This window comes from Pseudomonas grimontii (genome assembly GCF_007858185.1).
Taxonomy (GTDB): domain Bacteria; phylum Pseudomonadota; class Gammaproteobacteria; order Pseudomonadales; family Pseudomonadaceae; genus Aquipseudomonas; species Aquipseudomonas grimontii.
This window is the reverse complement of record NZ_VFES01000020.1, coordinates 17898-44872: the sequence shown is the minus strand read 5'-3', so window position 1 is coordinate 44872 and position 26975 is coordinate 17898. Positions and strand designations below refer to the sequence as shown.

The following is a 26975-nucleotide window of genomic DNA, read 5'->3' as shown; positions in this document are numbered from 1 at the left end:
GTGAAGTCATGACCGCAACTCAACCCCTGGAATTGCTGGCGCCCTTGTCGGGTGTGCTGCTGGCACTGGACAAGGTGCCTGACCCGGTGTTCGCCAGCCGCATGATCGGCGACGGCCTGTGCATCGATCCCACCTCGCAGACCCTGTGCGCGCCGCTGGCCGGCGTGATCAGCAATATCCAGGACAGTGGGCATGCGGTCAGCGTCACCGACGACAACGGCGTGCAGGTACTGATGCATATCGGCTTGGACACCGTGAGCCTGGCGGGCAAGGGTTTCACCCGCCTGGTCGAGGAAGGCCAGCGAGTGGAAGCCGGGCAAGCACTGATCGAATTCGATGCCGACTACGTGGCGCTCAACGCCCGCAGTTTGCTGACCTTGATGCTGGTGGTCAGCGGCGAACCGTTCACACCGTTGGCAAGCGGCCTGGTGGAACGGGGCCAGCCGGTGTTGCAGGTATCGTCCGGCAACCGGGTAGAGGAGGCCGATGAGGAGGAGGCCGATGCACGCTTCTCCAAGCCGTTGACCTTGCCCAACGCCAACGGTTTGCACGCGCGCCCGGCAGCGGTATTGGCCCAGGCGGCGAAAGGTTTTAACGCGAGCATTTACCTGCACAAGCAAACCCAAAGTGCCAACGCCAAGTCGCTGGTGGCGATCATGGCACTGCAAACCGTACAGGGCGATACCTTGCAAGTGAGTGCGGCAGGTGACGATGCCGATGCGGCGATCAAGGCGCTGGTCGCGCTGTTGGCTGAAGGCTGCGGCGAGGCAATCGCGGCGCCGTCGGTACCGCTTGAAGCGCGCGTGCCGGCGTCGTCGGCGACGCTGTTGCGAGGTGTTTGCGCATCGCCAGGGTCTGCGTTTGGCCAAGTGGTTCAGGTCGCTGAGCCCGAGCTGAAGGTGACTGAGCAGGGGGCGGGAGAAACCCTCGAACGCGCTGCGTTGGCACGTGGCTTGTTGGCTGCAAGCGAAGCGCTGCAAGCCTTGCAAACCCAGGCGGCAGGCAGTGCCCAGGCGCAGATTTTCCGCGCCCATCAGGAATTGCTCGAAGACCCTACGCTGTTGGAACAAGCCCATGGCCTGCTGGCCGAAGGCAAGAGCGCCGCGTTTGCCTGGAACAGCGCCACGGTCGCCACCGCCAAACTGTTCCAGGGCCTGGGCAATGCCCTGTTGGCCGAACGCGCGGCGGACCTGGCGGATGTTGGCCAGCGTGTGCTGAAACAGATTCTCGGTATTCAAGACCGCGCCTGGGACCTGCCCGACTGCGCGATCCTGGTCGCCGAACAACTGACGCCTTCGCAAACCGCCAGCCTCGACACCCAAAAGGTGCTGGGGTTTGTCACCGTCGGCGGCGGGGCGACCAGTCATGTCGCGATCCTTGCGCGTGCCCTTGGCCTGCCTGCCATGTGCGGGGTTGGGCCTGAAGTGCTGGCGCTGGCCAACGGCAAACAGGTCCTGCTCGACGCTGACACAGGTGAACTGCACCTGGACCCCAACCCGGCCGAGATCGAACAGCTGGAAACCGCGCGTAAGCAGCAAGTGCTGCGACGTCAGCATGATGTGGCGCAGGCTTCAGTGCCTGCGATTACCCGCGACGGCCATCACGTCGAGGTGACCGCCAACGTCGCGTCGTTGCAGGAGGTGGAGCAAGCCCTGGCCCTGGGCGGCGAAGGCGTCGGCCTGTTGCGGTCGGAATTCCTGTACCTGGATCGCAATCGCGCGCCAAGCCTGGATGAGCAGGCCGCTACCTACAGCGCCATCGCCCGCGCCCTGGGTTCCGAGCGCAATCTGGTGGTGCGGACCCTGGATGTCGGCGGCGATAAACCGCTGGCGTATGTGCCGATGGACAGCGAAACCAACCCGTTCCTGGGCCTGCGCGGGATACGCCTGTGCCTGGAGCGCCCGGGGCTGTTGCGTGAACAATTGCGCGCGATCCTTGCGAGTGCCGGGCTGGCACGCCTGCATATCATGTTGCCGATGGTCAGCCTGCTGTCGGAGCTGCATCTGGCGCGCAAGATTCTTGAAGAGGAAGCCCAGGCCCTTGGGCTGCGCGAGTTGCCCAAGCTGGGCATCATGATCGAGGTGCCGTCGGCGGCCCTGATGGCGGATATGTTTGCGCCCCATGTGGACTTCTTCTCCATCGGCACCAATGACTTGACCCAATACACCCTGGCCATGGACCGCGATCACCCGCGCCTGGCCAGCCAGGCCGACAGCTTTCACCCGGCGGTGCTGCGTCTGATCGCCACCACCGTCAAGGCCGCCCATGCCCATGGCAAGTGGGTGGGCGTATGCGGTGCGTTGGCCTCCGAAGCACTGGCGGTGCCCGTGTTGATCGGGCTGGGCGTGGATGAGTTGTCGGTCAGTGTGCCGCTGATCCCCACCATCAAGGCCACTGTGCGCGAGCTGGACCTGTCCGACTGCCAGACCATCGCCCATCAGGTACTGGGCCTGGAAGAAGCCGCCCAGGTGCGCGAGGCCTTGCGCCTGTACCACGCGGCTACTGTTGAAACCTCACCTGTCGTGGAGCAATGAGCATGTTCGAGAAATTGCAGCGGGCGTTCTGGAAAGCCCTGACCCCGGATTTGATTGCCGAGACGGTAGTGACTACTCCGACGCAGGGGCTGTTGTCGGCCGATGTGCTGAGTGCGTTGGGCGGTGCGGATAACCTCAAGTCGCAACAGCGTGTGGCGCTGACGCGGGTGAGGGTGCAATTGCAGGATACGGGGCGGCTGGATGAGGCGGCGTTGAAAGCGGCGGGTGTGCCAGGTGTGATGGTGTTGGCGGGAGGAGTGGTACACCTGATCACCGGCCTCTGATACCAGTGGAGATCCAAATGTGGGAGGGGGCTTGCCCCCGATGGCGGTGTATCAGTCAGCCTATGCAGTGGCTGACACTATGCCATCGGGAGCAAGTCGAATCGTCGCACCACCCCTCTCACATTGGCTTTTCAGTGTTCTTATAACTGCGGGGTGTCTTCCGGCGGCTTGGTTTTATCCACACCCGGCACATGCAAATTGCCCTCGACCACCTGGTTGCCCTCCAGCTGCGGCTGGGTCACCCACGTCAGGATGTCGTAGTAACGCCGGATGTTCGCCACAAAGTGCACCGGTTCGCCGCCCCGGGCGTAGCCGTAGCGGGTCTTGCTGTACCACTGCTTCTGCGACAGGCGCGGCAGCATCTTCTTCACATCCAGCCACTTGTTCGGGTTCAGCCCTTCCTTTTTCGCCAAAGTGCGTGCGTCGTCCAGATGGCCGGTGCCGACGTTATAAGCGGCGAGGGCGAACCAGGTACGGTCGGGCTCGGCGATGCTGTCGTCCAGTTCGTCCTTGATCTTGGCCAGGTACTTGGCGCCGCCCATGATGCTTTGCTTGGCATCCAGACGGTTGGACACACCCATGGCCTGGGCGGTGTTCTGGGTCAGCATCATCAGGCCGCGCATGCCGGTCTTGGAAGTGACCGCTGGTTGCCACAGCGATTCCTGATAGCCGATAGCCGCGAGCAGGCGCCAATCGACTTTTTCTTCCTTGGCGTAGGCGCGAAAGTGCTTCTCGTATTTGGGGAGCCGCTGCTGCAAATGCTGGGCGAAGGTGTAGGCACCGACATAGCCGAGTACATCGACGTGCCCGTAATAGCGGTCTTTAAGGCGTTGCAGGGTGCCGTTCTTTTCTACCTTGTCGAGGTAGCTGTTGATCTCGTTGAGCAGGCTGTTGTCTTCACCGGCCGCCACGGCCCAGCTCTGGTGGCTGGCATCACCGAGGTCGAACGCCACGCGCACGTTGGGGAAATACACCTGGTTCATCGCCACTTCGTTGGAGTCCACCAGGGTCAGGTCGATTTGCCCCTCATCCACCATGCGCAGCAGGTCGACTACCTCAACCGCGTCGGATTCTTCGTATTCGATGGCAGGATTTTGCTTTTTCAGTTCCGCCAATTGCTCGGCATGGGTGCTGCCCTTGAGCACCATGATCTTCTTGCCCGCCAGGTCCGCCGCATTAGTGGGGCGCGACTGGCCGTTGCGGTAGATGATCTGCGGGGTCACTTCCAGGTACGGGTGGGAAAAGCGTACCTGCTTCAGGCGCTGCTCGCTGCTGACCAGGCCGGCGGCGGCGAGGACCGGGCCGTTGGGTTTGCCCAACTGGCCGAACAGGTCGTCGAGGTTGTCGGCGGTCTCGATCTCCAGCTTCACCCCCAGGTCATCGGCAAAACGCTTGACCAGTTCGTATTCGAAACCGGTTTCACCGTTGCGGTCCTGGAAATACGTGGCCGGGCTGTTTCGGGTAATCACCCGCAATACGCCATCCTCCTTGATTCGCTCGAGCGTGCTGGGTTTATCAACACAGGCGCTGAGCATCAGGAAGAGTCCGGTTGCGATGAGCCATCTGGCGCATCGCGGGCGCAAAGCAGTTGGGGAGAACATCTGCGCAGTATACGCAAACGACCCACGGCGCCATATCTCGACAGCGGCGGACTTGTCTGCTAGCACCGCCAAAACTGTGCTGCAGCCCGCAGAAACGTGGCTTGGCGCCCGATTGTGACGGTTAAAATAACTGCGCGGAATGCCTTGGATAACGCCCCGATAGCGTGCAAACCGTGCCAACTGACGTTCGGCAGCAGCCAGCGGTGCCGTTTCGGGTGCCGTTGGCGCAGGTTTACGCTAGAATGCACGGCCTCAAAGCACACCCCTTCCCGAGGCTGTCCCGAAGATGTTGATCCTGCGCGGCGCTCCTGCCCTTTCTGCCTTTCGCCACAGCAAACTCCTTGAACAACTGAACCAGAAGGTTCCAGCGGTTACAGGCCTGTATGCTGAATTTGCTCACTTCGCCGACGTTACCGGCGTCTTGACCGCCGACGAACAGCAAGTGCTCGCACGCCTTCTGAAGTACGGCCCAAGCGTTCCCGTTCAAGAGCCGACCGGCCGCTTGTTCCTGGTTCTGCCACGGTTCGGCACCATCTCGCCCTGGTCGAGCAAGGCCAGCGATATCGCCCGCAACTGCGGCCTGGAGAAGATCCAGCGCCTGGAGCGTGGTATCGCTTTCTACGTCGCCGGCCAGTTCAGCGACGTCGAGGCCGAGCTGATCGCCAGCAGCCTGCACGACCGCATGACCCAGATCATCGTCGGCCAGCTGGAACAGGCTGCCGGCTTGTTCAGCCACGCCGAGCCCAAGCCGCTGACCGCGATTGACGTGCTTGGCGGTGGCCGCGCCGCCCTCGAGAAGGCCAACACCGAACTGGGCCTGGCCCTGGCCGAAGACGAGATCGACTACCTGGTCAACGCCTTCACCGGTCTCAAGCGCAACCCCCACGACATCGAACTGATGATGTTCGCCCAGGCCAACTCCGAGCATTGCCGTCACAAGATCTTCAACGCCAGTTGGGACATCGACGGCGAGAGCCAGGAAAAAAGCCTGTTCGGCATGATCAAGAACACCTACGTGATGCACAGCGAAGGCGTTCTGTCGGCTTATAAGGATAACGCCTCGGTGATCGTCGGCTCGGTTGCCGGCCGTTTCTTCCCGGACCCCGAAACCCGCCAATACGGCGCGGTGCAGGAGCCGGTGCATATCCTGATGAAGGTCGAGACCCACAACCACCCGACCGCGATTGCCCCGTTCCCGGGCGCAGCCACCGGTTCCGGCGGCGAGATCCGCGACGAAGGTGCCACCGGCCGTGGCGCCAAGCCAAAGGCCGGCCTGACCGGTTTCACCGTGTCCAACCTGCAGATCCCGGGCTTCGAACAGCCATGGGAAGTGCCGTACGGCAAGCCCGAGCGCATCGTTACCGCGCTGGACATCATGATCGAAGGCCCGCTGGGCGGCGCCGCGTTCAACAACGAATTCGGGCGTCCGGCGCTGACCGGTTATTTCCGTACCTTCGAACAATCCATCACCACCCCGCGTGGCGATGAAGTGCGCGGCTACCACAAGCCGATCATGTTGGCCGGCGGCATGGGCAACATCCGTGAAGAACACGTCAAGAAAGGCGAGATCCTGGTCGGCTCCAAGCTGATCGTGCTCGGCGGCCCGGCGATGTTGATCGGCCTGGGCGGCGGCGCTGCCTCCTCCATGGCCACCGGCACCAGCTCGGCCGACCTCGACTTCGCTTCCGTACAGCGCGAAAACCCTGAGATGGAACGCCGTTGCCAGGAAGTCATCGACCGTTGCTGGCAGTTGGGTGACAAGAACCCGATCAGCTTCATCCACGACGTCGGCGCCGGCGGTTTGTCCAACGCCTTCCCGGAGCTGGTCAACGATGGCGACCGCGGTGGCCGCTTCGAACTGCGCAACATTCCAAACGACGAGCCGGGCATGGCCCCGCACGAGATCTGGAGCAACGAATCCCAGGAACGCTACGTACTGGCGGTCGGCCCTGAAGACTTCGCGCGCTTCCAGGCCATCTGCGAACGCGAGCGTTGCCCGTTTGCCGTGGTCGGCGAAGCCACTGCCGAGCCGCAACTGACGGTCACCGACAGCCACTTCGGCAACAGCCCGGTGGACATGCCCCTCGAAGTGCTGCTGGGCAAAGCCCCGCGCATGCACCGTTCGGCCGTGCGTGAAGCCGAGCTGGGCGATGATTTCGACCCAAGCGCCCTGGACCTGGCCGACAGCATCGAACGCGTGCTGCACCACCCGGCCGTGGCGAGCAAAAGTTTCCTGATCACCATCGGCGACCGCACCATCACCGGGCTGGTGGCCCGTGACCAAATGGTCGGCCCATGGCAGGTTCCGGTGGCCGACGTTGCCGTCACCGCCACCAGCTTCGACGTCTACACCGGTGAAGCCATGGCCATGGGCGAGCGCACGCCGCTGGCCCTGCTGGACGCCCCGGCGTCGGGCCGCATGGCCATTGGTGAAACCCTCACCAACATCGCCGCGTCGCGCATCGGCAAGCTGTCCGACATCAAGCTGTCGGCCAACTGGATGTCCGCTGCTGGTCACCCAGGTGAAGATGCGCGTCTGTACGACACGGTAAAAGCGGTCGGCATGGAGCTGTGCCCGGAGCTGGGCATCACCATTCCGGTGGGCAAGGACTCCATGTCCATGGCCACCCGTTGGAACGATGAAGGCGTGGACAAGAGCGTCACCTCGCCGCTGTCGCTGATCGTCACCGGCTTTGCGCCGGTCACCGACATTCGCCAGACCCTGACCCCGCAACTGCGCATGGACAAGGGCACCACCGACCTGATCCTGATCGACCTGGGCCGTGGCCAGAACCGCATGGGCGCCTCGATCCTCGCGCAAACCCACGGCAAGCTCGGCAAACACGCGCCGGACGTGGATGACGCCGAAGACCTGAAAGCCTTCTTCGCCGTGATCCAGGGCCTCAACGCCGACGGCCACCTGCTGGCTTACCACGACCGTTCCGACGGTGGTTTGCTGACCAGCGTTGTCGAGATGGCGTTTGCCGGTCACTGCGGCCTGAACATCGTGCTCGACAGCGTTGCCGAGGACGCCTCTGAAATCAACGGCATCCTCTTCAACGAAGAGTTGGGCGCCGTGATCCAGGTGCGCCAGGACGCTACCCCGGATGTACTCGCACAGTTCAGCGCCGCTGGCCTGGACGACTGCGTGGCGGTAATCGGCCAGCCGATCAACAACGGTGAAATCAACATCTCGTTCAACGGCGACACCGTGTTTGCCGGCCAGCGCCGCCTGCTGCAACGCCAGTGGTCCGAGACCAGCTACCAGATCCAACGCCTGCGTGACAACGCCGACTGCGCCGAGCAGGAATTCGACGTGATCCTGGAAGAAGACAACCCAGGCCTGAGCACCAAGCTCAGCTTCGACGTCAACCAGGACATCGCCGCGCCGTACATCAAGAAAGGCATCCGCCCACAAGTTGCCGTGCTGCGTGAGCAGGGCGTCAACGGCCAGGTGGAAATGGCGGCCGCGTTCGACCGCGCCGGCTTCAATGCGATCGACGTGCACATGAGCGACATCCTCGCCGGTCGCGTTGACCTCAACGAGTTCAAAGGCCTGGTGGCCTGCGGTGGTTTCTCCTACGGCGACGTACTGGGTGCCGGTGAAGGCTGGGCCAAATCGGCCTTGTTCAACAGCCGTGCCCGCGACGCGTTCCAGGGCTTCTTCGAACGCAACGACAGCTTCACCCTGGGTGTGTGCAACGGTTGCCAGATGATGTCCAACCTCCACGAACTGATCCCGGGCAGCGAGTTCTGGCCGCACTTCGTGCGTAACCGTTCCGAGCAGTTCGAAGCCCGTGTCGCCATGGTGCAGGTGCAAGAGTCCAACTCGATTTTCCTGCAAGGCATGGCCGGTTCGCGCATGCCAATCGCCATCGCCCACGGTGAAGGCCATGCCGAGTTCGAAAGCGAAGAAGCCTTGCTCGAAGCCGACCTGTCCGGTTGCGTGGCCATGCGTTTCGTCGACAACCACGGCAAAGTCACCGAAAGCTACCCGGCCAACCCGAACGGCTCGCCGCGCGGGATCACCGGCCTCACCAGCCGCGACGGTCGCGTCACCATCATGATGCCGCACCCGGAGCGGGTGTTCCGCGCCGTGCAGAACTCGTGGCGCCCCGAGGAGTGGGATGAAGACGGTGCGTGGATGCGCATGTTCCGCAACGCCCGCGTGTGGGTGAACTAAGGCCGTGTACAAGCTTGCCTTCTTTGTGCCCGACAGCCATGTGGAGACGGTGAAAACCGCCGTCTTCAAAGCTGGCGGCGGGCGCATCGGCGACTACGACAGCTGCGCCTGGCAAGTGCTGGGCCAGGGCCAGTTTCGCGCGTTGGACGGCAGTAAGCCGTTTATCGGGCAAGTGGGCCAGGTTGAAGTGGTTGAAGAGTGGAAGGTTGAGCTGGTGGTGGCGAACGAGTTGATCGTGGCTGTTGTGGCTGCGTTGAAGCTGAGCCATCCCTACGAGACACCGGCGTATGAGGTGTGGCAGTTGGCGGATTTCTGATCCGTTGGCTGCATAAACAAGAAACCCGCTGGGCCAGTTTGGCCAGCGGGTTTTTTGTTGGCTGCGAACGCTTCATCGGCAGCAAGGCGAATCGTCCCACCGTTGAGCGAGTTCACTGGCCAGGGCGGGCCGTTATGGCGCAGGTGTCAGTTGCACCTCGGCACGAATGGTATCGATCAAGGTGGTCTGGTGGGCAAAGCGCTGTTGCGCCATGCCCCAGCGATCAATGAAAAACATCCCCTGATCGTCCACCTGGATTGGGGTCGAGACGATCTCGCCGCTTCTGGATTTGTGCAGCAGGTTGGTTTCTGCCATCGACGGATGTTCGACCAGGAAGTGCCCGGTAGCTTTCAGCCGGGTTCTGTCCAGAGGCACGAAGGCGTCTGGTTCACGTGTGCCGGCCACGCCGAGGTCCAACGTAAAGTCACTGCGTAATGCCGTCCAACGGGTTTTCAAGTGGGTTTCCCAACGGCCAGGGCGGATGTTGCTCGACATATTGGGTGGGACATCGCGGATATGCAGGCCGACAGCACCTTGCAGATCGGCCAGGCCGGGCACTTGCTGGTAAGTATTGGTATGAGTGTTGCCGATGAAAGCCACCCACTGGTGGGGGCCATTTGCCGCCTGGTCCGCCTTGATGACCTGTGAGGCGAAGTAACTGAACATTTCGTGGCGAGCCCCGGGGCCCGCACCTTCTACGTGGTAGCTGGCGCTGCAATCGAGCGCGCGTACTCGAATGCCGTATTTGTTGGCGACCTGGACCACCTGCGAATAGGTATTGGGACCGCTGTAGAACGGCATGTGGCCGGTGTCCTGAAGCCTGAGATAGTCATGCAGGTCGCGTGGCATTTTTGCTGTCCGAAAGAACGTATCCAGGTCTGCCTGGTGCAGATCGGTGAGCAGGTGTTCAACGTAGAGGGTTTTGACCTCCAGCGTCTTGAGTTTTTTCATATGCTCTATCAGGAACGCCTTGCCGGATTGGGCACTGTGGGCCTCACCGATGACCAGTCCCGGCAGCTTGCTCTTGCCGAACGTGTCAAGGAAGAGCTCCGGCTGGGCTTGCGTACTCAGCGCTGAAAGATCGGCGCGAGCAGGTAGCTCCTCAGGGCTGCTTAGAAACTGTTTGGCGGCGTTGTGCAGGCGCTCTCGGGTGCTCTTGAAGGCAAAGAACGCTTCTCGCTGGTTTGGGGCTGGCAAGTAATGGGTATCCAGGCCATAGGGTTCGGTTGACTGTGTGCGGATGCTCTCGCGCAGGGAAGGCGCGATATCGTATTCGCTGTAATGCCCAATGGCGGGTAATGCTGCCGCGCCGGACGGGCCAGGCTGCTCGACAGCTTTGTACGAGGTGGGCAAGGCCAGGCGGTAATCACCTTTGGCGAGGGCATCGCCGGCGATGTTGCCCGGGCTGTCGACCCAGATGCCCGCAGGCTGGCCGAGACCGACATCTTCAACCCGCAGGGCGACGGCCTTGTGCAAGTCGGCCAAGCCAGGTTTTTGATTGAAGGTGGTCATGCGCGATGGGTCCACCAAGGCGATCCAGCGCTCGTTCGGCAGGTCTTCGATATCGCCTTCCAACACCTTGTGCGAGTAGTAGTTCCTGAGGAAGTTGTCGCGTGGGGTGGTGGGTGGGGTATCCCCAACACTCAGTGCATCGTCCAGTTGGTAGGACGTTGAAGCGTCGACGGCATAGACTTTCATGCCTTTCTTTTGAGCTTCGCGCATCAGGCTGAGGTAAGAGAACTCGGCGTTCTCGGTAAACCCCAGGGTTTTGTCGATGACTTTCAAGTGCCGCTCAATATTTTTCCAGGACTTTCCTCTATTGAATCTTTGCAGTTTCTCGCGGAAGACGTCGCCGGGCAGGTACTCCACGTACAGGCGTTTGAAGCCTTTTTGTATCAGGGCCTCCATGTTATCGATCAACAGCTGTTTGCTGGCGATGGAACCCGGTACTGCACCAATGATCAGGTTCGGGTTGGCCGTGAAGGCGGCGCTGTCGGTGAGTACCGGCAAAGAAGTCGTCGCTTCGACAACCGGCACCTGCGCGCGGGGAGCAGCAGGAGTACGAGCGTTGAAGAAGTCTTCTGCATCCTTGGTCAGATGATTGACCTTTTGCTGATAAACCTCGAGTGCAGGCTGCAGGTCCCTGGCCACGATACCGCGAATGACGCCAGGATTATCCGGGAGCCAATCATTTGCAGCCGCGAGCACCTCTGGCGTGTCGGGGTTCACAACGTGTTTCAGGTTGTCCTGGTACTTGGCCGGCATCTCATAGTGCTTGAGCCTGTCAGGAGACTCCGCGACTTTTTCATACTTGGGCGCGCCGCCTGCCACGCCGGTTCGTTTCCACACCCCCTGGGCATCGGGCGCGGCCAGGCGCGTGGTCGAGACCAGCTTGCCGGTGACCGGGTCAAGACGATACAGCAAGTAACGGCCAATCGGGTCAGGGGCCTTGGGCGCCCAGAGCAGTTCGCCATTGAACAAGGCCGGCTGCATGCCGGCTGGGGCGAGGGGGGCAGGTTCCAGCGGGCTGATCAGTTTCAGGGAGGGTGTGCGCGTAAGGCGTTTGCCTGAGCCACTCAGCGCGGGTTGCACAGCTGCTTCGCCCAGGCGCTTGAGTGAGCCAAGCGCTGGTCGCAGGTCGGTGAACAGCGCGCCGGCACTGTTGAGCAGGTAACCCATGAAATGTTCCAGCGCTTTTGCGTTATCCCCTTGATGATAAGCGTGCAGCGCGAGCATGCCATCCTTGAACGCCAGCAACAGGCCGGCGCTCAGGCTCAGGATGGGGAATGGCGCAGTGGCGACAGCCGTAACCCACTCCACGCAGGTCCATAAGATGCCGCTGATCATTTGCACGCGGCTGACCGTGGTGGCCTCCACATCGTCGATGATGCGCTGCAGCTTCATGTTGTAGAGGTCTTTGCGCAAATCGGGCAGCGGCGTTTGTGCGTGACGCGAGTCGTACCGTGCGGGGCTGACAGTGGTTCTGTCCAGATGCTCGGGCAGCTGCTCCTTGGCCTTTTCCAGAAAGGCCTGGACTCTGGCCCTGGATGGGGTGGCGACGCGCGAGGTGAGGTACTGGATCATCCCCGAGGTCTTTTTCAGCAGGTAGTTGAACAGTTTGGCTTCGCGCCAGCTGGTACCGTCCGGTGCATTGGGGGTATAGAGCAGCGTTGGGTTGTCGCCATGACTGAACAGGTAGGTGCCCATCACCCAATCGCCATCAATCATCAGCCGGTGAATGGCATAGTCGCGACGGGTTTGTGCCGATGTACTGCCCATGGTCGCGATGCTGCGTTCCAGCCAGTGCAAATCGACACTGGCGATATGGCCCTGCAATTGACATTCAAGCGCCGCGTTCTGCATGCGCATTTGGGTCAGAACCAGCGTGGCATTGCGCCGCAGCTCATAGCCTGGGCTGTCAGTGTTCAGTAGCCGGGTCTTGATCTCGTTGGTGTAGCGTTGACCGATCCAGACGCCGGTGATCGAGCGCGCGACCTTTTCCGCCGTCAGCTGGCTGAGGTCCACCTTGTCCGGCCCTTTGAAACGCGCGGAGCGGGAGAATTTCTCGTCGAGAAAACCAATGCCATCGGCGTATCCGTCGCGGTAGAGCTGGGTATAGGAAATAGGCGCGGGTGTGGAAGTGCCGACCAATGAGGGCGGTGAGTAGGCCCACACAGTGTCCGGGTCGACCTCAACGTGAGGGTGACCGAGCAGTGTGTTCAGCTGGGTCCTGGCCTGTTCATGCAAGTAGTCGGTAAAGGTGGGGACGCTCGCTTCAGACAGCGGAAAGTCGTTATAGGTACGCGTTCCACCTTCGGCGTCCTCCGCCAGTTTCAGCAGTTTGCGGCGAGTACCGGCAGGCGCGGAACGGTACCAACCGGGAGTACTGAACTCATAGTCATCGACACGGGTGGCCAGTACATGGGCCGCCATGTCCTTGAGGCAATCGGTGTGGCTGTTGCTCCGACCGAAGGTGACTTCCTCGTGCTCAAGGTCCTGAGGCTTGAAGCTCAAGCCGCTGAGTACCTGCTTCATCTTGTTGCGAAAACGCAGGGCAACGCGGCTGATCAGGTAATCGGTCATGGTACCGGTTGGCGCTTTGAGGCCGTTGTCCAGGGTCCAGCCGAGGATATGACTCTGGCAGGCCGCTTCACTGTTGAAGGCCTGGAATTGTTGCTCGCGTGGGGCATCGGGCGTGCATAGCAGCACGCGTATGACCACATCCTCGGCGTTGCGCTGGCGCAGCACCCACAGGTCCTGCAACTGGGCTTCATGCAGTGACAGGGTCGAGGCGCTCAGGCCGGTACCGCTGCCTTGGCGCAGGCTTTGGATCAGGGTGTAGTCGTTTTCGCTGAGGTGGCCTTGCAATAGCGCCGTATAGGCCAGTGCGCTGATTCTGAGATCAAGCATGGCTTCGATGGCTTGGCTGACTTCAGGCTTGGCATGCAGTTGTTTTTGCAGCTCGCCAAAATCGATACGCGGTTGCAGCGTACCCAACTGCTCCAGCAGCCAGGCGGGCGTCAGGTGGTTGTGCGCCGGCGCCAGCGGTGCGCCGTTGCAGGTCAGCGTGGTCTTTTTCAGGAAGTCGGAGTCGAGGTGTTCATCGCCTGTATGCAGGCCGCGCAGAGCCAGTTCGACCAGGCTTCGGTCGTGCTCATATTCGCCGATGGGGTCCAGAACACGGCGAGTATTGACCTCTATCTGCTGCGGGTCGAGATCGTGGATTTCCAGGTCGTCGTTCAAGCGTTCCAGCCATTGGTAACGGGCCAGGGCGTCTGGCGTGGTGACCGGCCCCAATAGGTCCAGCAGGTGTTGCCGGGCTTCGTTATAGCGGCGCAAATGGTCGGCCAGCAGTGTGCGGTGCGCTTCGTTGGCGCTGCGGTACCACTCTGGCGCGCTGTGGCGCAGCCATCCGTCCAAAAGCACCTGGGCACGCCATTCAAGGCGGGCAGTCAGGTCGGGCAGGGCATCGTTAATGGCGCGGTCCAGCGCATCGATCAACTGGCCTGCGTCGTTGTGAGGGTTGTCGACCAGGCTCAAGGCCCGGTCAATGTCCTTGCCTCGTTTGGTGATCAGCGCGTTGTAGGTATGTTCGAACAGTGGCGCAGCGTCGATAGGCACCAGCGTCAATGGCCAGATCGCCTCAGGGCTGATGGCGTGATAACGCACCGGAAGCAGGCTCAGGACATCACGGCGTTCACCGGCGTTATCCAGGCTTGATCGCAGCCGGTTGTTGAGGTCGGTCAGTGAGTCGAAGGCTTCGATTCCGCGTGACGGTGTGAACAACATCACCCTGCCCACTGCCGCATTGGCCGTCAGTTCGGTCACCACTGGGCTGGATTTTTCGGTGACGATAAAGGCTCCGGCCAGCTCGACGGTCTGGTCCTGGTACTCCATGGTCAGTGCGTATTGGCCGGGGCGTAGCGTCGGGCCCAGCGAGAGGCGATCGAGCATGGCCCGCTCTTGCGGATGCAACAGGCGGTCCGTCTCTCCCAGGGCCGCCTCGTTGGCCAAGGCCGTGTAACCCGCTTCATACGTCATGAAGGCTTTTTGGCTTTTGCCATCGATTTGCTCACGCAGGTCCATCGCCAGTAACTGGGTGTTCAGCGACGACTTGAGGCTGGCCAACAGCGCCAGCCCCGCAGGGCTGTTCAGCTCGCTGTGGGTTAACGCCGAGTAGAGTGTCCGGCCTTTGTTCAGGACCTGTGTGCGGTGTTCTTGTAGAAGACGGTTCACGCGCTCCAGATACGCCAACGCGGCGGACGCCTTCTGCTCTGGCAGCAGCGGTGTATCAACCTTGAGCAGGTGATGGCCGATCAGGTTGAGCGAGCCTTTGATCTCATCAAAGGACAGGGGGGTAGTGGAAGTGCTCACGGGCACGGGCTCCATGCTGAGGGTATGAACCCTCAGCATGGACAGCGGCGCCCCGGCCGGGGCGGTAGATAGGTAGCGGTGTCAGGCGTCGGCACGCACCGCAGGGCGATTGGCCAGGGCCTGGAGTGCATCGCTCAACCCCTGGGCCTGCTCGCCGATCAACAGGTGCCACACGCCTTTTTCAAGCTGGCTGACACCCTGGCAACCGAGGGCGGTGAGCTGTGGCTGCGACAGCGCCTTTTCATCCGCCAGTTGCAGGCGAATGCGGGTCATGGCGACGCAGTCCAGTTGCAGCACATTGTCGCGGCCGCCCAGCGCATCGAGCCATTGTTGCGCCTGGGGCGTGGCAACGCTGGCGGCTTGAGGTGCCGCAGTGGCGGTCGACAGCGACGCAGGGGCAAACGTTGGCATGGCCAGGCGGATCTCATCGGCGATGCTGTCGGCCATCGGCCCGACCACCACCTGCAAGCTGCCACCGTTACCGGGGCGCACCACGGCCATCGCACCGAGGGCTTTCAGCTCGGCATCCACGGCCTTGTTGCGGTCGACCATATCCAGGCGCAGGCGCGTGGTACAGGCGCCGACGCTGAGCAGGTTGTCGGCACCGCCCAGGGCGCGGATGTAGGCCCCGGCGCGCTGGTTGTCAGTCATGGTTTCGGCCTGCGCGACCTGGATGTCCTCACGCCCCGGTGTCTTCAGGTTGAAGCGGCGGATGCAGTAGTTGAACACGCTGTAGTAGATCACCGCGTACGCCAGGCCCACCGGGATCACCCGCCAGCCATTGGTGGACCTGCCCCAGCCGAGGACCATGTCGATGAACCCACCGGAGAAGGTAAAGCCCAGGTGGATGTTCAGCAGGTTGGTCACTGCCATCGACAGGCCGGTCAGCAATGCATGCAGCAGATACAGGAACGGCGCTAGGAACATGAAGGCAAACTCAATCGGCTCGGTCACGCCGGTCAAAAACGAGGTCAACGCCATCGACAGGAAGATCCCGCCCATCACCTTGCGCCGTTCCGGCAGGGCGTTGCGGTACATCGCCAGGCACGCGGCGGGCAGGCCGAACAGCATCACCGGGAACATGCCGGTCATGAACTGGCCACCTTTGGGGTCGCCGGCGAAATAGCGGGTCAGGTCGCCGGTCACCACTGCCCCCGTTACCGGGTCGGTGAAGGTGCCGAACACGAACCAGGCCATGTTGTTGAGGATGTGATGCAGGCCGGTGACGATCAGCAGGCGGTTGAACACGCCGAAGACAAAGGCGCCGAAGCTGCCGCTCTCCATCAGCAACACACCGAAGCTGTTGATGCCGTGCTGGATCGGCGGCCAGATCAGGCCAAAGATTACCCCCAGGGCGACGGCCGAGAACCCGGTGACAATCGGCACAAACCGTCGCCCGCCGAAGAACGCCAGGTATTCCGGCAGCTTTATGTCCTTGAAACGGTTGTACAGCGCACCGGCCATCAAGCCGCTGGCAATACCGGCGAGCATGCCCATGTTGATGCTGCTGTCCATCACCTTGAGCGTGGAGACCATCACCAGGTAACCAATTGCACCGGCAAGTCCCGCCGTACCGTTATTGTCGCGGGCAAAGCCCACGGCGATACCGATGGCGAAGATCAGTGCCAGGTTGGCGAAGATCGCCTGGCCGGCATCGTGCATCACCGCGATGTTCAACAGGTCGGTGTCACCCAATCGCAGCAGCAGGCCGGCAATCGGCAAGATGGCGATGGGCAGCATCAGCGCGCGGCCCAGGCGTTGCAGCCCTTCGATAAAAAGTTGGTACATGGCGGGTCTCCTTTTTCTTGTTGTTGTCAGCTCAGCGGCCAGTGGTGTTGACAGGCTTGGCGAACTGCCCTGGCGCTGCTCAGGTCAAGCAGGCCTTGGCTGAGTTGCCGGCATTGCGCCGCGTCCAGGTGGCGGACGCGGTCCTTGATTTCTGCGATTTGCGGCGGGCTGACGGACAGCTCGCTGACGCCCAGGCCGATCAGCGCCGGGGTCGCCAGCGGGTCGGACGCCAAGGCGCCGCACACGCCGACCCAACGCCCGTGTTTGGACGCGCCGGTGCAGGTCTGGGCGATCAATCGGAGCAAGGCTGGGTGCAAGGCATCGACACGCGCGGCGAGGCCGGCGTGGTCGCGGTCCATGGCCAGGGTGTACTGGGACAGGTCATTGGTGCCGATGGACAGGAAGTCCGCGTACTCGGCCAATTGCTCGGCCATCAGCGCCGCGGCGGGCACTTCGATCATCACCCCCAGCTCGGGGCGTTGGGTCAGTTCCAATTCGGCACACAACTCATCCAGGCGCTGGCGAATCTGCAGCAGTTCGTCGACTTCGCTGACCATCGGCAGCAGGATGCGGCAGCGCGCCAACGGCGAAACCTGCAGCAGCGCCCGCAGTTGCTGGTCGAGCAGTTCCGGACGTACCTGGGCCATGCGGATACCGCGCAGGCCCAGCACCGGGTTGGCTTCGACGGGCAGCGGCAGGTAGTCGAGCTGCTTGTCGCCGCCGACGTCGATGGTGCGGATGATCACGGATTTGTCCCCCATGGCGTCCAGCACGGCTTGATAGGCGTGGCGTTGTTCCTGTTCATCCGGCGCGGTGCGGCGGTCGACAAAAAGGAATTCGGTGCGCAGCAGGCCGACGCCATCGGCGCCGTTTTCAAACGCTATGTGCGCCTCGGCACTCGACGCCACATTGGCGGCGACTTCGATGCTCACGCCGTCGCGGGTCAGGGCCGGCGATTGGGCTTGGGCCTGCTGTTGCTGGCGGCGCAGTTTTTGTGCGTCACGCATCTGGTGTACTTCGGCATGGCGCGCCTCGCTGGGGGCCAGCTCCAGGCGGCCGTTGACCGCGTCGAGCACCACGCGCTGGCCTTGAGGCACAGCGAGCACTTCAGCACCCAGGGCGACCACGCAAGGCAAGCCCTTGCCCCGCGCCAGGATCGCCACATGGGAGGTGGCGCCGCCTTCGGCCATGCAGATCCCGGCAGTCTGTTGCGCGCTCAGTTGCAGCAAATCCGAAGGGGTTAGTTCATGGGCACTGACAATCGCCCCCGCAGGCAATTCGAAATGCCAGGCTTCGCCCAACAGTGCGCGCAGGACCCGTTGTTGCAGGTCGCGCAGGTCGTTGGCGCGTTCGGCGAACAGCGGTTTACCCAGGGCCAGTAATACCGCGCACTGCGCCTGGATCGCATCGCGCCAGGCGTGGGTGGCGGCGCTGCCGTGTTCGATGGCATCGGTGGCGGCCTCCAGCAGGGCGGGGTCTTCGAGCAGGGCCAAGTGGGCGGCGAAGATCTCTTCTTCTTCGACGGCCTTGCGTTGGCGAGCGTGGTCCAGGGTGCTGCGGATTTCACCGCGCACCTGCTCCAGGGCCGTGTCCAGGCGTTGCAGTTGTTCGTCGGTGACGTGATTGCCGGGGTCTGACGGCAACTCGATAGCCGCCAACCGGAACAACGGCCCGCAGACCAGGCCCGGTGCCGCACACACGCCCTGCAGCACATCAACTTCAGTATTTACCCGGCGTGGCATGGCGACGACCGGTGCGTGGTGGTCTTCCTTAATGGCGGCGGACAAGGCCGCGACCAGCGCCTGCAGCGCGGCCTCGGCGTCCTTGCCGCGACAGCTCACGCGCACCTCGTCACCTTCACCAATGCCCAGCCCCATCAGGCCGATCAGGCTGTCGCAAGCCGCCGACTTGGCGCCGAAGTGCACCTTTGCCTGGCTGCTGAAACCCTGGGCGGTCTTGCGGACTAACGCCGCTGGCCGTGCGTGCAGGCCGCCACGGTGAGTCACGCGCACGCTGGCGCTGACTTCGGCGACGGCGTCATCCACAGCCGTTTGCAGTGGCGCGGTGGCACGTGGCACGACCTGCAACAGCGGTTCGCCCAGCTTGACGGTTTTCGCGGCAAGCGGGCGCAGTTCAAAGTGTTCACCATTGGTGAGGATGATCAGGCTGATCAGGCTTTTGCACTGGCGGGCGATACGGTCCAGATCAAAGCGCACCAGCGCCTGCCCATTGCAGACCCGGGCGCCTTGCTTGACCAGCAGGGCAAACCCTTCGCCGTTCAATTCGACCGTGTCGATGCCGATGTGCAGCAGCACTTCGGCGCCGTTGTCGGCACGAATCGTCAAGGCATGGCCGGTGCGGGCGACATGGATGACCACGCCATCACACGGCGCATGCAGGCAATCGTTGAGCGGGTCGATAGCCGTGCCGTCGCCCATGGCGCCGCTGGCGAACACCTCGTCAGGCACGTTGCCCAGGGCCAGCACCGGCCCACTGAGGGGGGCGCTGAGGGTCAGTTCATTATTGTTGTTGGACATGGGCACGGTACTCATCAGGAAAACGCGGCAATCGACTCAGTGAGTGCGGGTGACTTTGCTCAGGTGGCGCGGCTGGTCCGGGTCCATGCCCCGGGCGACCGCGAGTCCCGCAGCCATGACGTAGAAACTCATGATCGCCAGGATCGGGTCGAGGCTCGGGTGTTCGGCGCGGCTCAGGGTCAGGTCGCGTTCGGCGATATCGTCCGGCGCGGCGAGCAGCACGCGGGCACCGCGTTGACGCATATCGGCGGCCAGGCTCAACAAGCCGGCTTGCTCGGCACCCCGTGGCGCGAACACCAGCAGCGGGTAGTCCGCGCCGATCAAGGCCATCGGCCCGTGGCGCACCTCGGCGCTGCTGAAGGCTTCGGCCTGGATCGCCGAGGTTTCCTTGAGCTTGAGCGCGGCTTCCTGGGCGATGGCAAAACCGGCGCCACGGCCGATCACCATCAGTTGCTGGCAGCCACGCAGCGCCTCGATGGCGTGCGTCCAGTCCTGCCCGGCGGCTTCACGCAGGCCTGCGGGCAGGGCCTGGCAGGCTTGCAGCAAGTCGGGCTCCTGGTTCCAGTGGCCGATCAACAGTGCGCTGGCGCTGAGGGTGGCGATAAAGCTTTTGGTCGCGGCCACGCTGAGTTCCGGCCCGGCGCACAGCGGCACATGGAATTCGCAGGCGGCTTCCAGCGGAGAGTCTTCGGCGTTGACCAGCGAAATGCTCAAGGCACCCCGTTTGCGCAGCAGGCGCAGGCTGTTGACCAGGTCCGGGCTTTGCCCCGACTGGGAGAAACCGAACGCCACTTGGCCGCTGACTTTCATCGGCGCTTGCAACAAGGTCACCACCGACATCGGCAACGACGCCACCGGAATGCCGACATGCTGCATGGCCAGGTAGGCGAAGTAGCTGGCGGCGTGGTCCGAACTGCCGCGCGCAATGGTCATCGCCACTTGTGGCGGTTGGCGGCGCAGGCGGCCGGCGACGTCCTCCAGCAGCGGGTCCAGGCGTTGCAGTTGCGCCGCGACGGCGTCACAGGAGGCCAAGGCCTCTTCAAGCATTTTTGAAGACAATGGTTTCTCCTTCGACCATGACGTCGGTGAGGTGCAGGAAGCGGTCCAGGCGCACGCAGTCGGCGAAGCTGCCGGGTTGCAGGCGGCCGCGTTCTTCCAGGCCCAGGTAGTCCGCCGGAAATTGCGACAGGCGTTGTGAGGCTTCGCTGATGGGCAGGCCGATTTTCACCAGGTTGCGCAACGCCTGATCCATGGTCAGGGTGCTGCCGGCCAGGGTGCCGTCGGCCAGGCGTACGCCGCCCAGGCATTTGGTCACGGTGTGGCTGCCCAGCTTGTACTCGCCGTCGGGCATGCCGGCGGCGGCGGTGGAGTCGGTGACGCAGTACAGGCACGGGATCGCGCGCAGGGCCACGCGCATGGCGCCGGGGTGCACGTGGAGCAAGTCCGGGATCAGCTCGGCGTATTTGGCATGGGCCAGCGCCGCGCCGACGATCCCGGGTTCACGGTGATGCAACGGGCTCATGGCGTTGTACAAATGGGTGAAGCTGGTGGCGCCGGCAGCGAGGGCGGCGACGCCTTCCTCATAGCTGCCCAAGGTGTGACCGATCTGCATGCGCACGCCGCGCTCGCTGAGGGCGCGGATCAGGGCGTCGTGGCCGGCGATTTCCGGGGCGATGGTGATCACCCGGATCGGCGCCAGGCGCAGGTAGGCTTCGACTTCGGCCATCAATGCGGTGTGGGCGAAGTTGGGTTGCGCGCCGAGTTTTCCCGGATTGATGTAGGGACCTTCCAGGTGCACGCCAAGTACCCGGGCGCTGCCGGCAGGGCGCTGCTCGCAGAAGTTGCCGAGCTGGCCCAGTACGCTGGAGATTTCATCCACCGGCGCGGTCATGGTGGTGGCCAACAGCGACGTCGTACCAAAACGCACGTGGGTGCGGGTGATGGTCTCGAAGGCGTCGGCGCCCTCCATGATGTCTTTACCGCCACCGCCGTGGACGTGCAGGTCGATAAAGCCCGGCAGCAGATAGGGCAAGTCGTTTTCAGCCGGGTCGCAAGGCTCGCCTTCAATGGCGATGACCTTGCCGTGCTGGTGCACCAGGCGGCCGCGAATCCAGCCGTGGGGCGTGAGGATATTGTCTTCGGACATGGGCAGTTCTCTAAGGCCGCAACTCGGCGGCAAAGTCATAACGGCGAAGCTCTGCGACAAAGTCGTAGTAGTCGTTGCGGCAGTAGGTGTCGGTGATTTCGATCGGCGTGTTGTCGGCGGTGTAGCCGACACGGGTCATCAGCAGCATGGCGGTGCCGGGGGCGATGCCCACCAGTCTGGCGAACTCGTCCGAGGCGTTGATCGCCTGGATATGTTGCAAGGCGCGGACGATGGGTTTGCCGATGCCTTCCAGGTATTCGTACAACGAATTACCGATGGCTTGCGGCTGCGGCAGCACCGAGGCCGGCATGGCGGTCATCTCGATCGCCATCACCGTGTCGTCGGCCTTACGCAGGCGTTTGAGACGCGCGACTTTGTCGGTCGGTGACAGGCACAGGCGGATCAGTTCTTCATGGGTCGGCGGGGTGATTTCGCGCTCCAGCCATTGGGAGCTGGGCACAAAGCCCTTGAGGCGCAACATCTCGCTGAACCCCGACAAGCGCGACAGCGGCTGCTCCAGGCGTGGCGTGATAAACGTGCCGGAGCCCTGGCTGCGGCGGATCAGGCCTTGGGCGAACAATACTTCCAACGCTTTACGGGCGGTCACCCGCGAAATGCTCAACTGTTCGCTGAGGGCGCGTTCCGAGGGCAGGGCCTGTTCGGATTTCCACTGCCCGGCATGGATCGCCGCTTCCAGGTTGCGGGCCAATTGCAGGTACAGCGGCGTGGATTGTTTGTCGTCGGGACGCAGCGTCAGGATGGGGTTCATCTATGAGGTTTCCGATGCGGTTATTGGAGTGTTGTCGCCCGGTATTGGCCGGAAATTAATACCACTTAAATACCATGTCAATGCAGCTAAAACGGTGCAGGTGCCGGTTTCAGGGCACCTTAATGGTGCTGGGTATCAAGTGGTATTAGAGAGGTCTGTATCGAGCGCAGAGGTGCGCAGCCCGCTCGGTGAATTGGTATTCACCGGCACGCGTTGGCGGGGGAGGGAAATATTTTTTAATTAAATTACGAACGGTCGAAGATTTACGGGCGGATCTCGATCAGCGTGCCGTCCTTGACCAGGTTCCAGACTTCGCGCATGTCGACGTTACGCATGCCGATGCAGCCGTCGGTCCAGTCCAGGGTGTGGAACCACTGCTCCGGGTACTCTTCGGTGTCGGGCGTGCCGTGGATCATGATCATGCTGCCGGGCTTCACGCCTTCGCGGCGGGCGCGGGCGGCGTCGCTGATATTGGGGTAGGAGATGTGCATGGACAGGTAGTAGCGGTCGCTGGTCTTGCGCCAGTCGATCCAGTACAGGCCTTCCGGGGTGCGGCGGTCGCCCTCGATCAGCTTGTGGCCCTTGGGGTTTTTGCCCAGGGAAATCCGGTAGGTCTTGAGGGGCTTTCCGTCGTTGATCAACTGCAATTGATGGGCGGACTTGAGCACCAGGACTTTTTCGACCGTCTTGCCGCCCAGGGTTTCCACGGTAGAGGCTGGCGACAGCGTGGCGAACGACAGGCAGATCAGAGCAAGCAACCAACGCATTAAAACGGTATCCCTGTGGCGACGAGCTGCCGAACGGTTATTGGGCGGGCTTTGAAAGAGGTGGCACGGCTTCGCTGCGCACCGGGAACGACTGCTGGCGGCGGTCAGCGAAAAAGTATTCTAGGGTACGCCCGACCGTACGGAAAGCCAGCTCGGACCAAGGGATGTCAGCCTCATCGAACAGCTGCACTTCAAGGCTTTCGGGGCCAGCGGCGAAGTCCAGGTCGACCAGTTCGGCACGGTAGAAGATATGCACCTGGCTGATGTGCGGCACATCGATCAGGGTGTAGATGCTCAGGTTGCATACGCGGGCACAGGCTTCTTCGAGGGTTTCGCGCAGGGCGGCCTGTTCCACGGTCTCGCCGTTTTCCATAAAGCCTGCGGGCAGGGTCCAGTAACCCAGGCGCGGCTCAATGGCGCGGCGGCACAGCAGCACCTTATCGCCCCACACCGGCACGGTACCGGCGACGATATTGGGGTTCTGGTAGTGAATGGTCGAACAGTGATCACACACAAACCGCAGGCGGGCGTCGCCTTCGGGAATGCGTTGGGTAACCGGTTTACCGCACTGGCTGCAGAAATTCATGCTGGGGTTCCTGGAAAGTGCGTCTATCTTGGCTTGGCCGGCAGGGCCCTGCAAGTTGTCGTTTAGCGACATGCCTCGGGTTTTGGGGTTGGGCACCCGGCGGCTTTGGTGCATGATGCAAGGTAGCCAACAGACCGAGATGACTCATGCTGGACGAGCTACTTCGCCGGGTAAGCAATCACACCCCCCACACGCTGGAAACCGACGGGCGTTTCCCCGAGGCCGCGGTGCTGGTGCCGATTACCCGCAGTGACGAACCTGAGCTGATCCTGACCCTGCGCGCCAGCGGCCTGTCGACCCATGGTGGCGAAGTGGCCTTTCCCGGCGGGCGTCGCGACCCCGAAGACCCGGACCTGATCTTTACCGCCCTGCGTGAAGCCGAAGAAGAAATCGGCCTGCCCCCCGGCCTGGTGGAAGTCATCGGCCCGCTGAGCCCGCTGATCTCCCTGCACGGCATCCGGGTCACGCCCTATGTGGGGGTAATCCCCGATTACGTCGAATACCTGGCCAACGATGCCGAGATTGCCGCCGTCTTCAGCGTGCCCCTGGATTTTTTCCGACAGGACCCGCGCGAACATACCCACCGAATCGATTACCAGGGCCGCAGTTGGTACGTGCCCAGCTATCGCTTCGGCGAATACAAGATCTGGGGCCTGACGGCAATCATGATCGTCGAGTTGATCAACCTGCTTTATGACGACGCCAAGATCAGCCTGCACCAGCCGCCCAAGAGCTTCATCAATACCTAAGCCGTCGCTTGAACGGCCAGCCGTGAGGGAAAACCATGAAATACCGCCTGGGCGACGCCCGCGTCGAGACGCATCCACACAGCTGGGTGGCGCCGAATGCCACGCTGGTGGGCAAGGTCAAGCTGGAGGAGGGCGCCAACGTCTGGTTCAACGCGGTGCTGCGCGGCGACAACGAGCTGATCCTGATCGGCAGGAACAGCAACGTGCAGGACGGCAGCGTGATGCACACCGACATGGGCTACCCACTCACCCTGGGCACCGGCGTGACCATCGGCCATAACGCCATGTTGCACGGCTGCACGGTCGACGATTACAGCCTGATCGGTATCAACGCGGTGATCCTCAACGGCGCGAAGATCGGCAAGCACTGCATCATCGGCGCCAATTCGTTGATCGGTGAAGGCAAGGAAATCCCCGATGGTTCCCTGGTGATGGGCTCGCCGGGCAAAGTGGTGCGTGAATTGACTGACGCGCAAAAACGCATGCTCGAAGCCAGCGCCGCACACTACGTGCATAACGCCCAGCGTTACGCACGGGATCTGGTTGAGCAGGAAGAATGAGTGCAGTTGAACGCCCCGTCGCCTCGCCGTGCGTGAGCATTTGCGCGCTGGATGATGACGATATTTGCACCGGCTGCCAGCGCACCGTGGATGAAATCACGCGCTGGAGCCGCATGGACAATTCCGAGCGCCGAGTGGTGTTGGGGTTGTGTCATGAGCGGGCGGTGGCGGGTGGGTTGGTGTTTATGGTTTCTGGTAAATCCGGCGCCTGATAGATCGCCATCGGGGGCTTGCCCCCGATGAGCATGAGTATCTACACAACTTCAATAGAATAGTGCGCAGCTGTCGAGCCTTGGCGAGGCTGCGTCAGGCGCGCTGCCGATTCAGGCTCGAGGCGCGGCCGACGCAGCCTCGCTTGCGCTCGGCAGCTGCTACGGATTTGCGCGGTGTTGGATAAGACGGTATCTACGCAGAAGGCTCGCTCAAGTTGTGTAGATACCCATGCCCCGATGAGGCCCTCCCAGACGACATATTTCCAAATGTGAAGTACCCTGTGCCCCTTGTTCACAGGTCCCTCGCCCCATGCTCTTCCTGATCGCCTACATCAGCAGCGTCGTGCTGATCAACTTCGCCTTCTCCACCGCCCCGCACCTGGATGTCATCTGGTCGGCCTGGGGTGGCCTGGTGTTTATCCTGCGTGACATGGTGCAAACCCGCTTCGGCCACGGTGCGATCATCGCCATGCTGGCGGCGCTGGCGTTGTCATATATCACCTCCGACCCGTCCATCGCCCTGGCCAGCGCCACGGCGTTCGCGGTGTCGGAATGCATCGACTGGCTGGTGTTCAGCATCACCAAGCGCCCGCTCCACGACCGCCTGTGGATAAGTTCGGCGCTGAGCATTCCCCTCGACACGTTTATCTTTTTCGGCCTGATCGGCGCACTCACACCTGCCGTGGTGGGCACGGCCCTGGCGTCGAAATTCGCCGGGGTCACGGTGGTGTGGCTGATCATGGCCTGGCGTATCCGCAAGCGGGCCGTCGCCAACTGAGGCCAATTTTTACAGTTCATGTAAAATGCCGGCCTTTCTCCCCATGATCCGCTCCCCTGAGGACCTGAGATGACCCGAATCGGAACTCCATTGTCGCCAACCGCGACCCGCGTTTTGCTGTGTGGCTGCGGTGAGCTGGGCAAGGAAGTGGTGATCGAACTGCAACGCCTGGGCGTTGAAGTGATTGCCGTGGATCGCTACGCGAATGCGCCCGCCATGCAGGTTGCCCACCGCAGCCATGTGATCAACATGCTTGACGGTGCCGCCCTGCGTGCGGTGATCGAAGCGGAAAAACCGCACTTCATCGTGCCGGAAATCGAAGCCATCGCCACCGCCACCCTGGTGGAGCTGGAGGCCGAAGGTTTCACCGTGATCCCGACCGCCCGCGCCACGTCGCTGACCATGAACCGCGAAGGTATCCGTCGCCTGGCCGCTGAAGAGCTGGACTTGCCGACCTCGCCGTACCACTTCGCCGACACCTTCGAAGACTACAGCAAGGCCGTCCAGGACCTGGGCTTCCCGTGCGTGGTCAAGCCGGTGATGAGTTCGTCGGGCAAGGGCCAGAGCCTGCTGCGCAATGCTGACGATGTACAGAAAGCCTGGGACTACGCCCAGGAAGGCGGGCGTGCCGGTAAAGGCCGGGTGATCATTGAGGGCTTTATCGATTTCGACTATGAAATCACCCTGCTGACTGTGCGTCACATCGGCGGCACCACCTTCTGTGCGCCGGTCGGCCATCGTCAGGAGAAGGGCGACTACCAGGAATCCTGGCAGCCGCAAGCCATGAGCCCGATTGCCCTGGCTGAGTCCGAGCGCGTGGCCAAGGCGGTGACCGAGGCGTTGGGCGGTCGTGGCCTGTTTGGGGTGGAGCTGTTCATCAAGGGCGATCAGGTGTGGTTCAGCGAAGTGTCGCCGCGCCCCCATGACACCGGTCTGGTGACCCTGATTTCCCAGGACCTGTCGCAGTTTGCCCTGCATGCGCGCGCCATCCTGGGCCTGCCAATCCCGTTGATCCGTCAGTTCGGGCCTTCGGCTTCGGCGGTGATTCTGGTGGAGGGGCAGTCGACCCAGACCGCATTCGCCAACCTCGGCGCCGCCTTGAGCGAGCCGGACACGGCGTTGCGTCTGTTTGGCAAGCCGCAAGTGAATGGCCAGCGCCGCATGGGCGTGGCATTGGCGCGGGATGAGTCGATTGAAGCGGCTCGGGCCAAGGCGACACGTGCTTCCCAAGCGGTCGTGGTAGAGCTCTAAAAGCATCGGGGCGATACGACGGTCCGACAAGCCCCCTTCC

At 62.5% G+C, this 26975-nt stretch carries 18 protein-coding genes; 9 read left to right on the top strand and 9 right to left on the bottom strand.

Annotated elements, in window-relative coordinates:
• The first annotated feature begins 8 nt into the window (after window positions 1–8).
• A complete protein-coding gene (gene ptsP, locus FIV39_RS25705; protein ID WP_090400651.1) occupies window positions 9–2534 on the top strand; it encodes a phosphoenolpyruvate--protein phosphotransferase in 2526 nt (841 codons plus the stop codon).
• Between the two features lie 2 nt (window positions 2535–2536).
• A complete protein-coding gene (locus FIV39_RS25700) occupies window positions 2537–2818 on the top strand; it encodes a PTS transporter subunit EIIB (RefSeq protein ID WP_090400650.1) in 282 nt (93 codons plus the stop codon).
• A gap of 140 nt (window positions 2819–2958) precedes the next feature.
• On the opposite strand, the gene mltF is transcribed toward FIV39_RS25700, so the two are convergent.
• The gene (gene mltF / locus FIV39_RS25695) at window positions 2959–4419 is read right to left on the bottom strand and encodes a membrane-bound lytic murein transglycosylase MltF (RefSeq protein WP_090400649.1); all 1461 of its coding nucleotides are present in this window, start codon (window positions 4417–4419) and stop codon (window positions 2959–2961) included.
• 286 nt (window positions 4420–4705) lie between these two features.
• On the opposite strand from mltF, the gene purL reads away from it, so the two are divergent.
• Window positions 4706–8602, top strand: coding sequence for a phosphoribosylformylglycinamidine synthase (gene purL, locus FIV39_RS25690; protein WP_090400648.1), 3897 nt, complete (start codon window positions 4706–4708; stop codon window positions 8600–8602).
• Between the two features lie 4 nt (window positions 8603–8606).
• On the top strand, window positions 8607–8918 hold the full coding sequence (locus tag FIV39_RS25685; protein WP_090400647.1) for an NGG1p interacting factor NIF3: 312 nt from the start codon (window positions 8607–8609) through the stop codon (window positions 8916–8918).
• A 132-nt stretch (window positions 8919–9050) separates the two neighbouring features.
• Here FIV39_RS25685 and FIV39_RS25680 read toward each other — a convergent pair whose 3' ends face one another.
• The 8 genes from FIV39_RS25680 to FIV39_RS25645 all read right to left on the bottom strand — a co-directional run bounded on the left by FIV39_RS25680 (window position 9051) and on the right by FIV39_RS25645 (window position 23385).
• Window positions 9051–14792, bottom strand: a complete 5742-nt coding sequence (locus tag FIV39_RS25680) for a membrane-targeted effector domain-containing toxin (RefSeq protein WP_186731561.1) — start codon at window positions 14790–14792, stop codon at window positions 9051–9053.
• Window positions 14793–14873: 81 nt separating this feature from the next.
• Window positions 14874–16580: an N-acetylglucosamine-specific PTS transporter subunit IIBC gene (nagE, locus tag FIV39_RS25675; protein WP_090400645.1), complete on the bottom strand. Its 1707-nt coding sequence runs from the start codon at window positions 16578–16580 to the stop codon at window positions 14874–14876.
• A gap of 26 nt (window positions 16581–16606) precedes the next feature.
• Window positions 16607–19117, bottom strand: coding sequence for a phosphoenolpyruvate--protein phosphotransferase (ptsP, locus tag FIV39_RS25670; RefSeq protein WP_146371642.1), 2511 nt, complete (start codon window positions 19115–19117; stop codon window positions 16607–16609).
• Between the two features lie 36 nt (window positions 19118–19153).
• Entirely contained in the window at window positions 19154–20176 is a 1023-nt protein-coding gene (locus FIV39_RS25665) for an SIS domain-containing protein (protein WP_090400644.1), read from the bottom strand.
• Window positions 20157–21263, bottom strand: a complete 1107-nt coding sequence (nagA, locus tag FIV39_RS25660; RefSeq protein WP_090400643.1) for an N-acetylglucosamine-6-phosphate deacetylase — start codon at window positions 21261–21263, stop codon at window positions 20157–20159. The genes FIV39_RS25665 and nagA overlap by 20 nt, the downstream gene beginning before the upstream one ends.
• 10 nt (window positions 21264–21273) lie before the next feature.
• A complete protein-coding gene (locus tag FIV39_RS25655; protein WP_090400642.1) occupies window positions 21274–22032 on the bottom strand; it encodes a GntR family transcriptional regulator in 759 nt (252 codons plus the stop codon).
• Between the two features lie 263 nt (window positions 22033–22295).
• Window positions 22296–22799 (bottom strand): L,D-transpeptidase family protein, encoded by a 504-nt coding sequence (locus FIV39_RS25650; RefSeq protein ID WP_027605448.1) that lies wholly within the window; start codon window positions 22797–22799, stop codon window positions 22296–22298.
• A gap of 37 nt (window positions 22800–22836) precedes the next feature.
• Window positions 22837–23385 carry an NUDIX hydrolase gene (locus tag FIV39_RS25645; RefSeq protein WP_090400641.1) on the bottom strand — a complete coding sequence of 183 codons (549 nt, stop codon included), beginning with the start codon at window positions 23383–23385 and terminating at the stop codon, window positions 22837–22839.
• Window positions 23386–23531: 146 nt separating this feature from the next.
• On the opposite strand from FIV39_RS25645, the gene FIV39_RS25640 reads away from it, so the two are divergent.
• The 5 genes from FIV39_RS25640 to purT all read left to right on the top strand — a co-directional run bounded on the left by FIV39_RS25640 (window position 23532) and on the right by purT (window position 26935).
• Entirely contained in the window at window positions 23532–24134 is a 603-nt protein-coding gene (locus FIV39_RS25640) for a CoA pyrophosphatase (RefSeq protein WP_071489281.1), read from the top strand.
• A 35-nt stretch (window positions 24135–24169) separates the two neighbouring features.
• Complete coding sequence (locus tag FIV39_RS25635) at window positions 24170–24694, top strand: gamma carbonic anhydrase family protein (RefSeq protein ID WP_090400640.1); 525 nt, start codon at window positions 24170–24172, stop codon at window positions 24692–24694.
• Entirely contained in the window at window positions 24691–24906 is a 216-nt protein-coding gene (locus FIV39_RS25630) for a DUF1289 domain-containing protein (RefSeq protein ID WP_090400639.1), read from the top strand. Before FIV39_RS25635 ends, FIV39_RS25630 begins: the two co-directional genes overlap by 4 nt.
• A 310-nt stretch (window positions 24907–25216) precedes the next feature.
• Complete coding sequence (locus tag FIV39_RS25625; RefSeq protein ID WP_027605452.1) at window positions 25217–25684, top strand: VUT family protein; 468 nt, start codon at window positions 25217–25219, stop codon at window positions 25682–25684.
• A 69-nt stretch (window positions 25685–25753) separates the two neighbouring features.
• Complete coding sequence (purT, locus tag FIV39_RS25620) at window positions 25754–26935, top strand: formate-dependent phosphoribosylglycinamide formyltransferase (RefSeq protein ID WP_090400638.1); 1182 nt, start codon at window positions 25754–25756, stop codon at window positions 26933–26935.
• The last annotated feature ends 40 nt before the right edge of the window (window positions 26936–26975 follow it).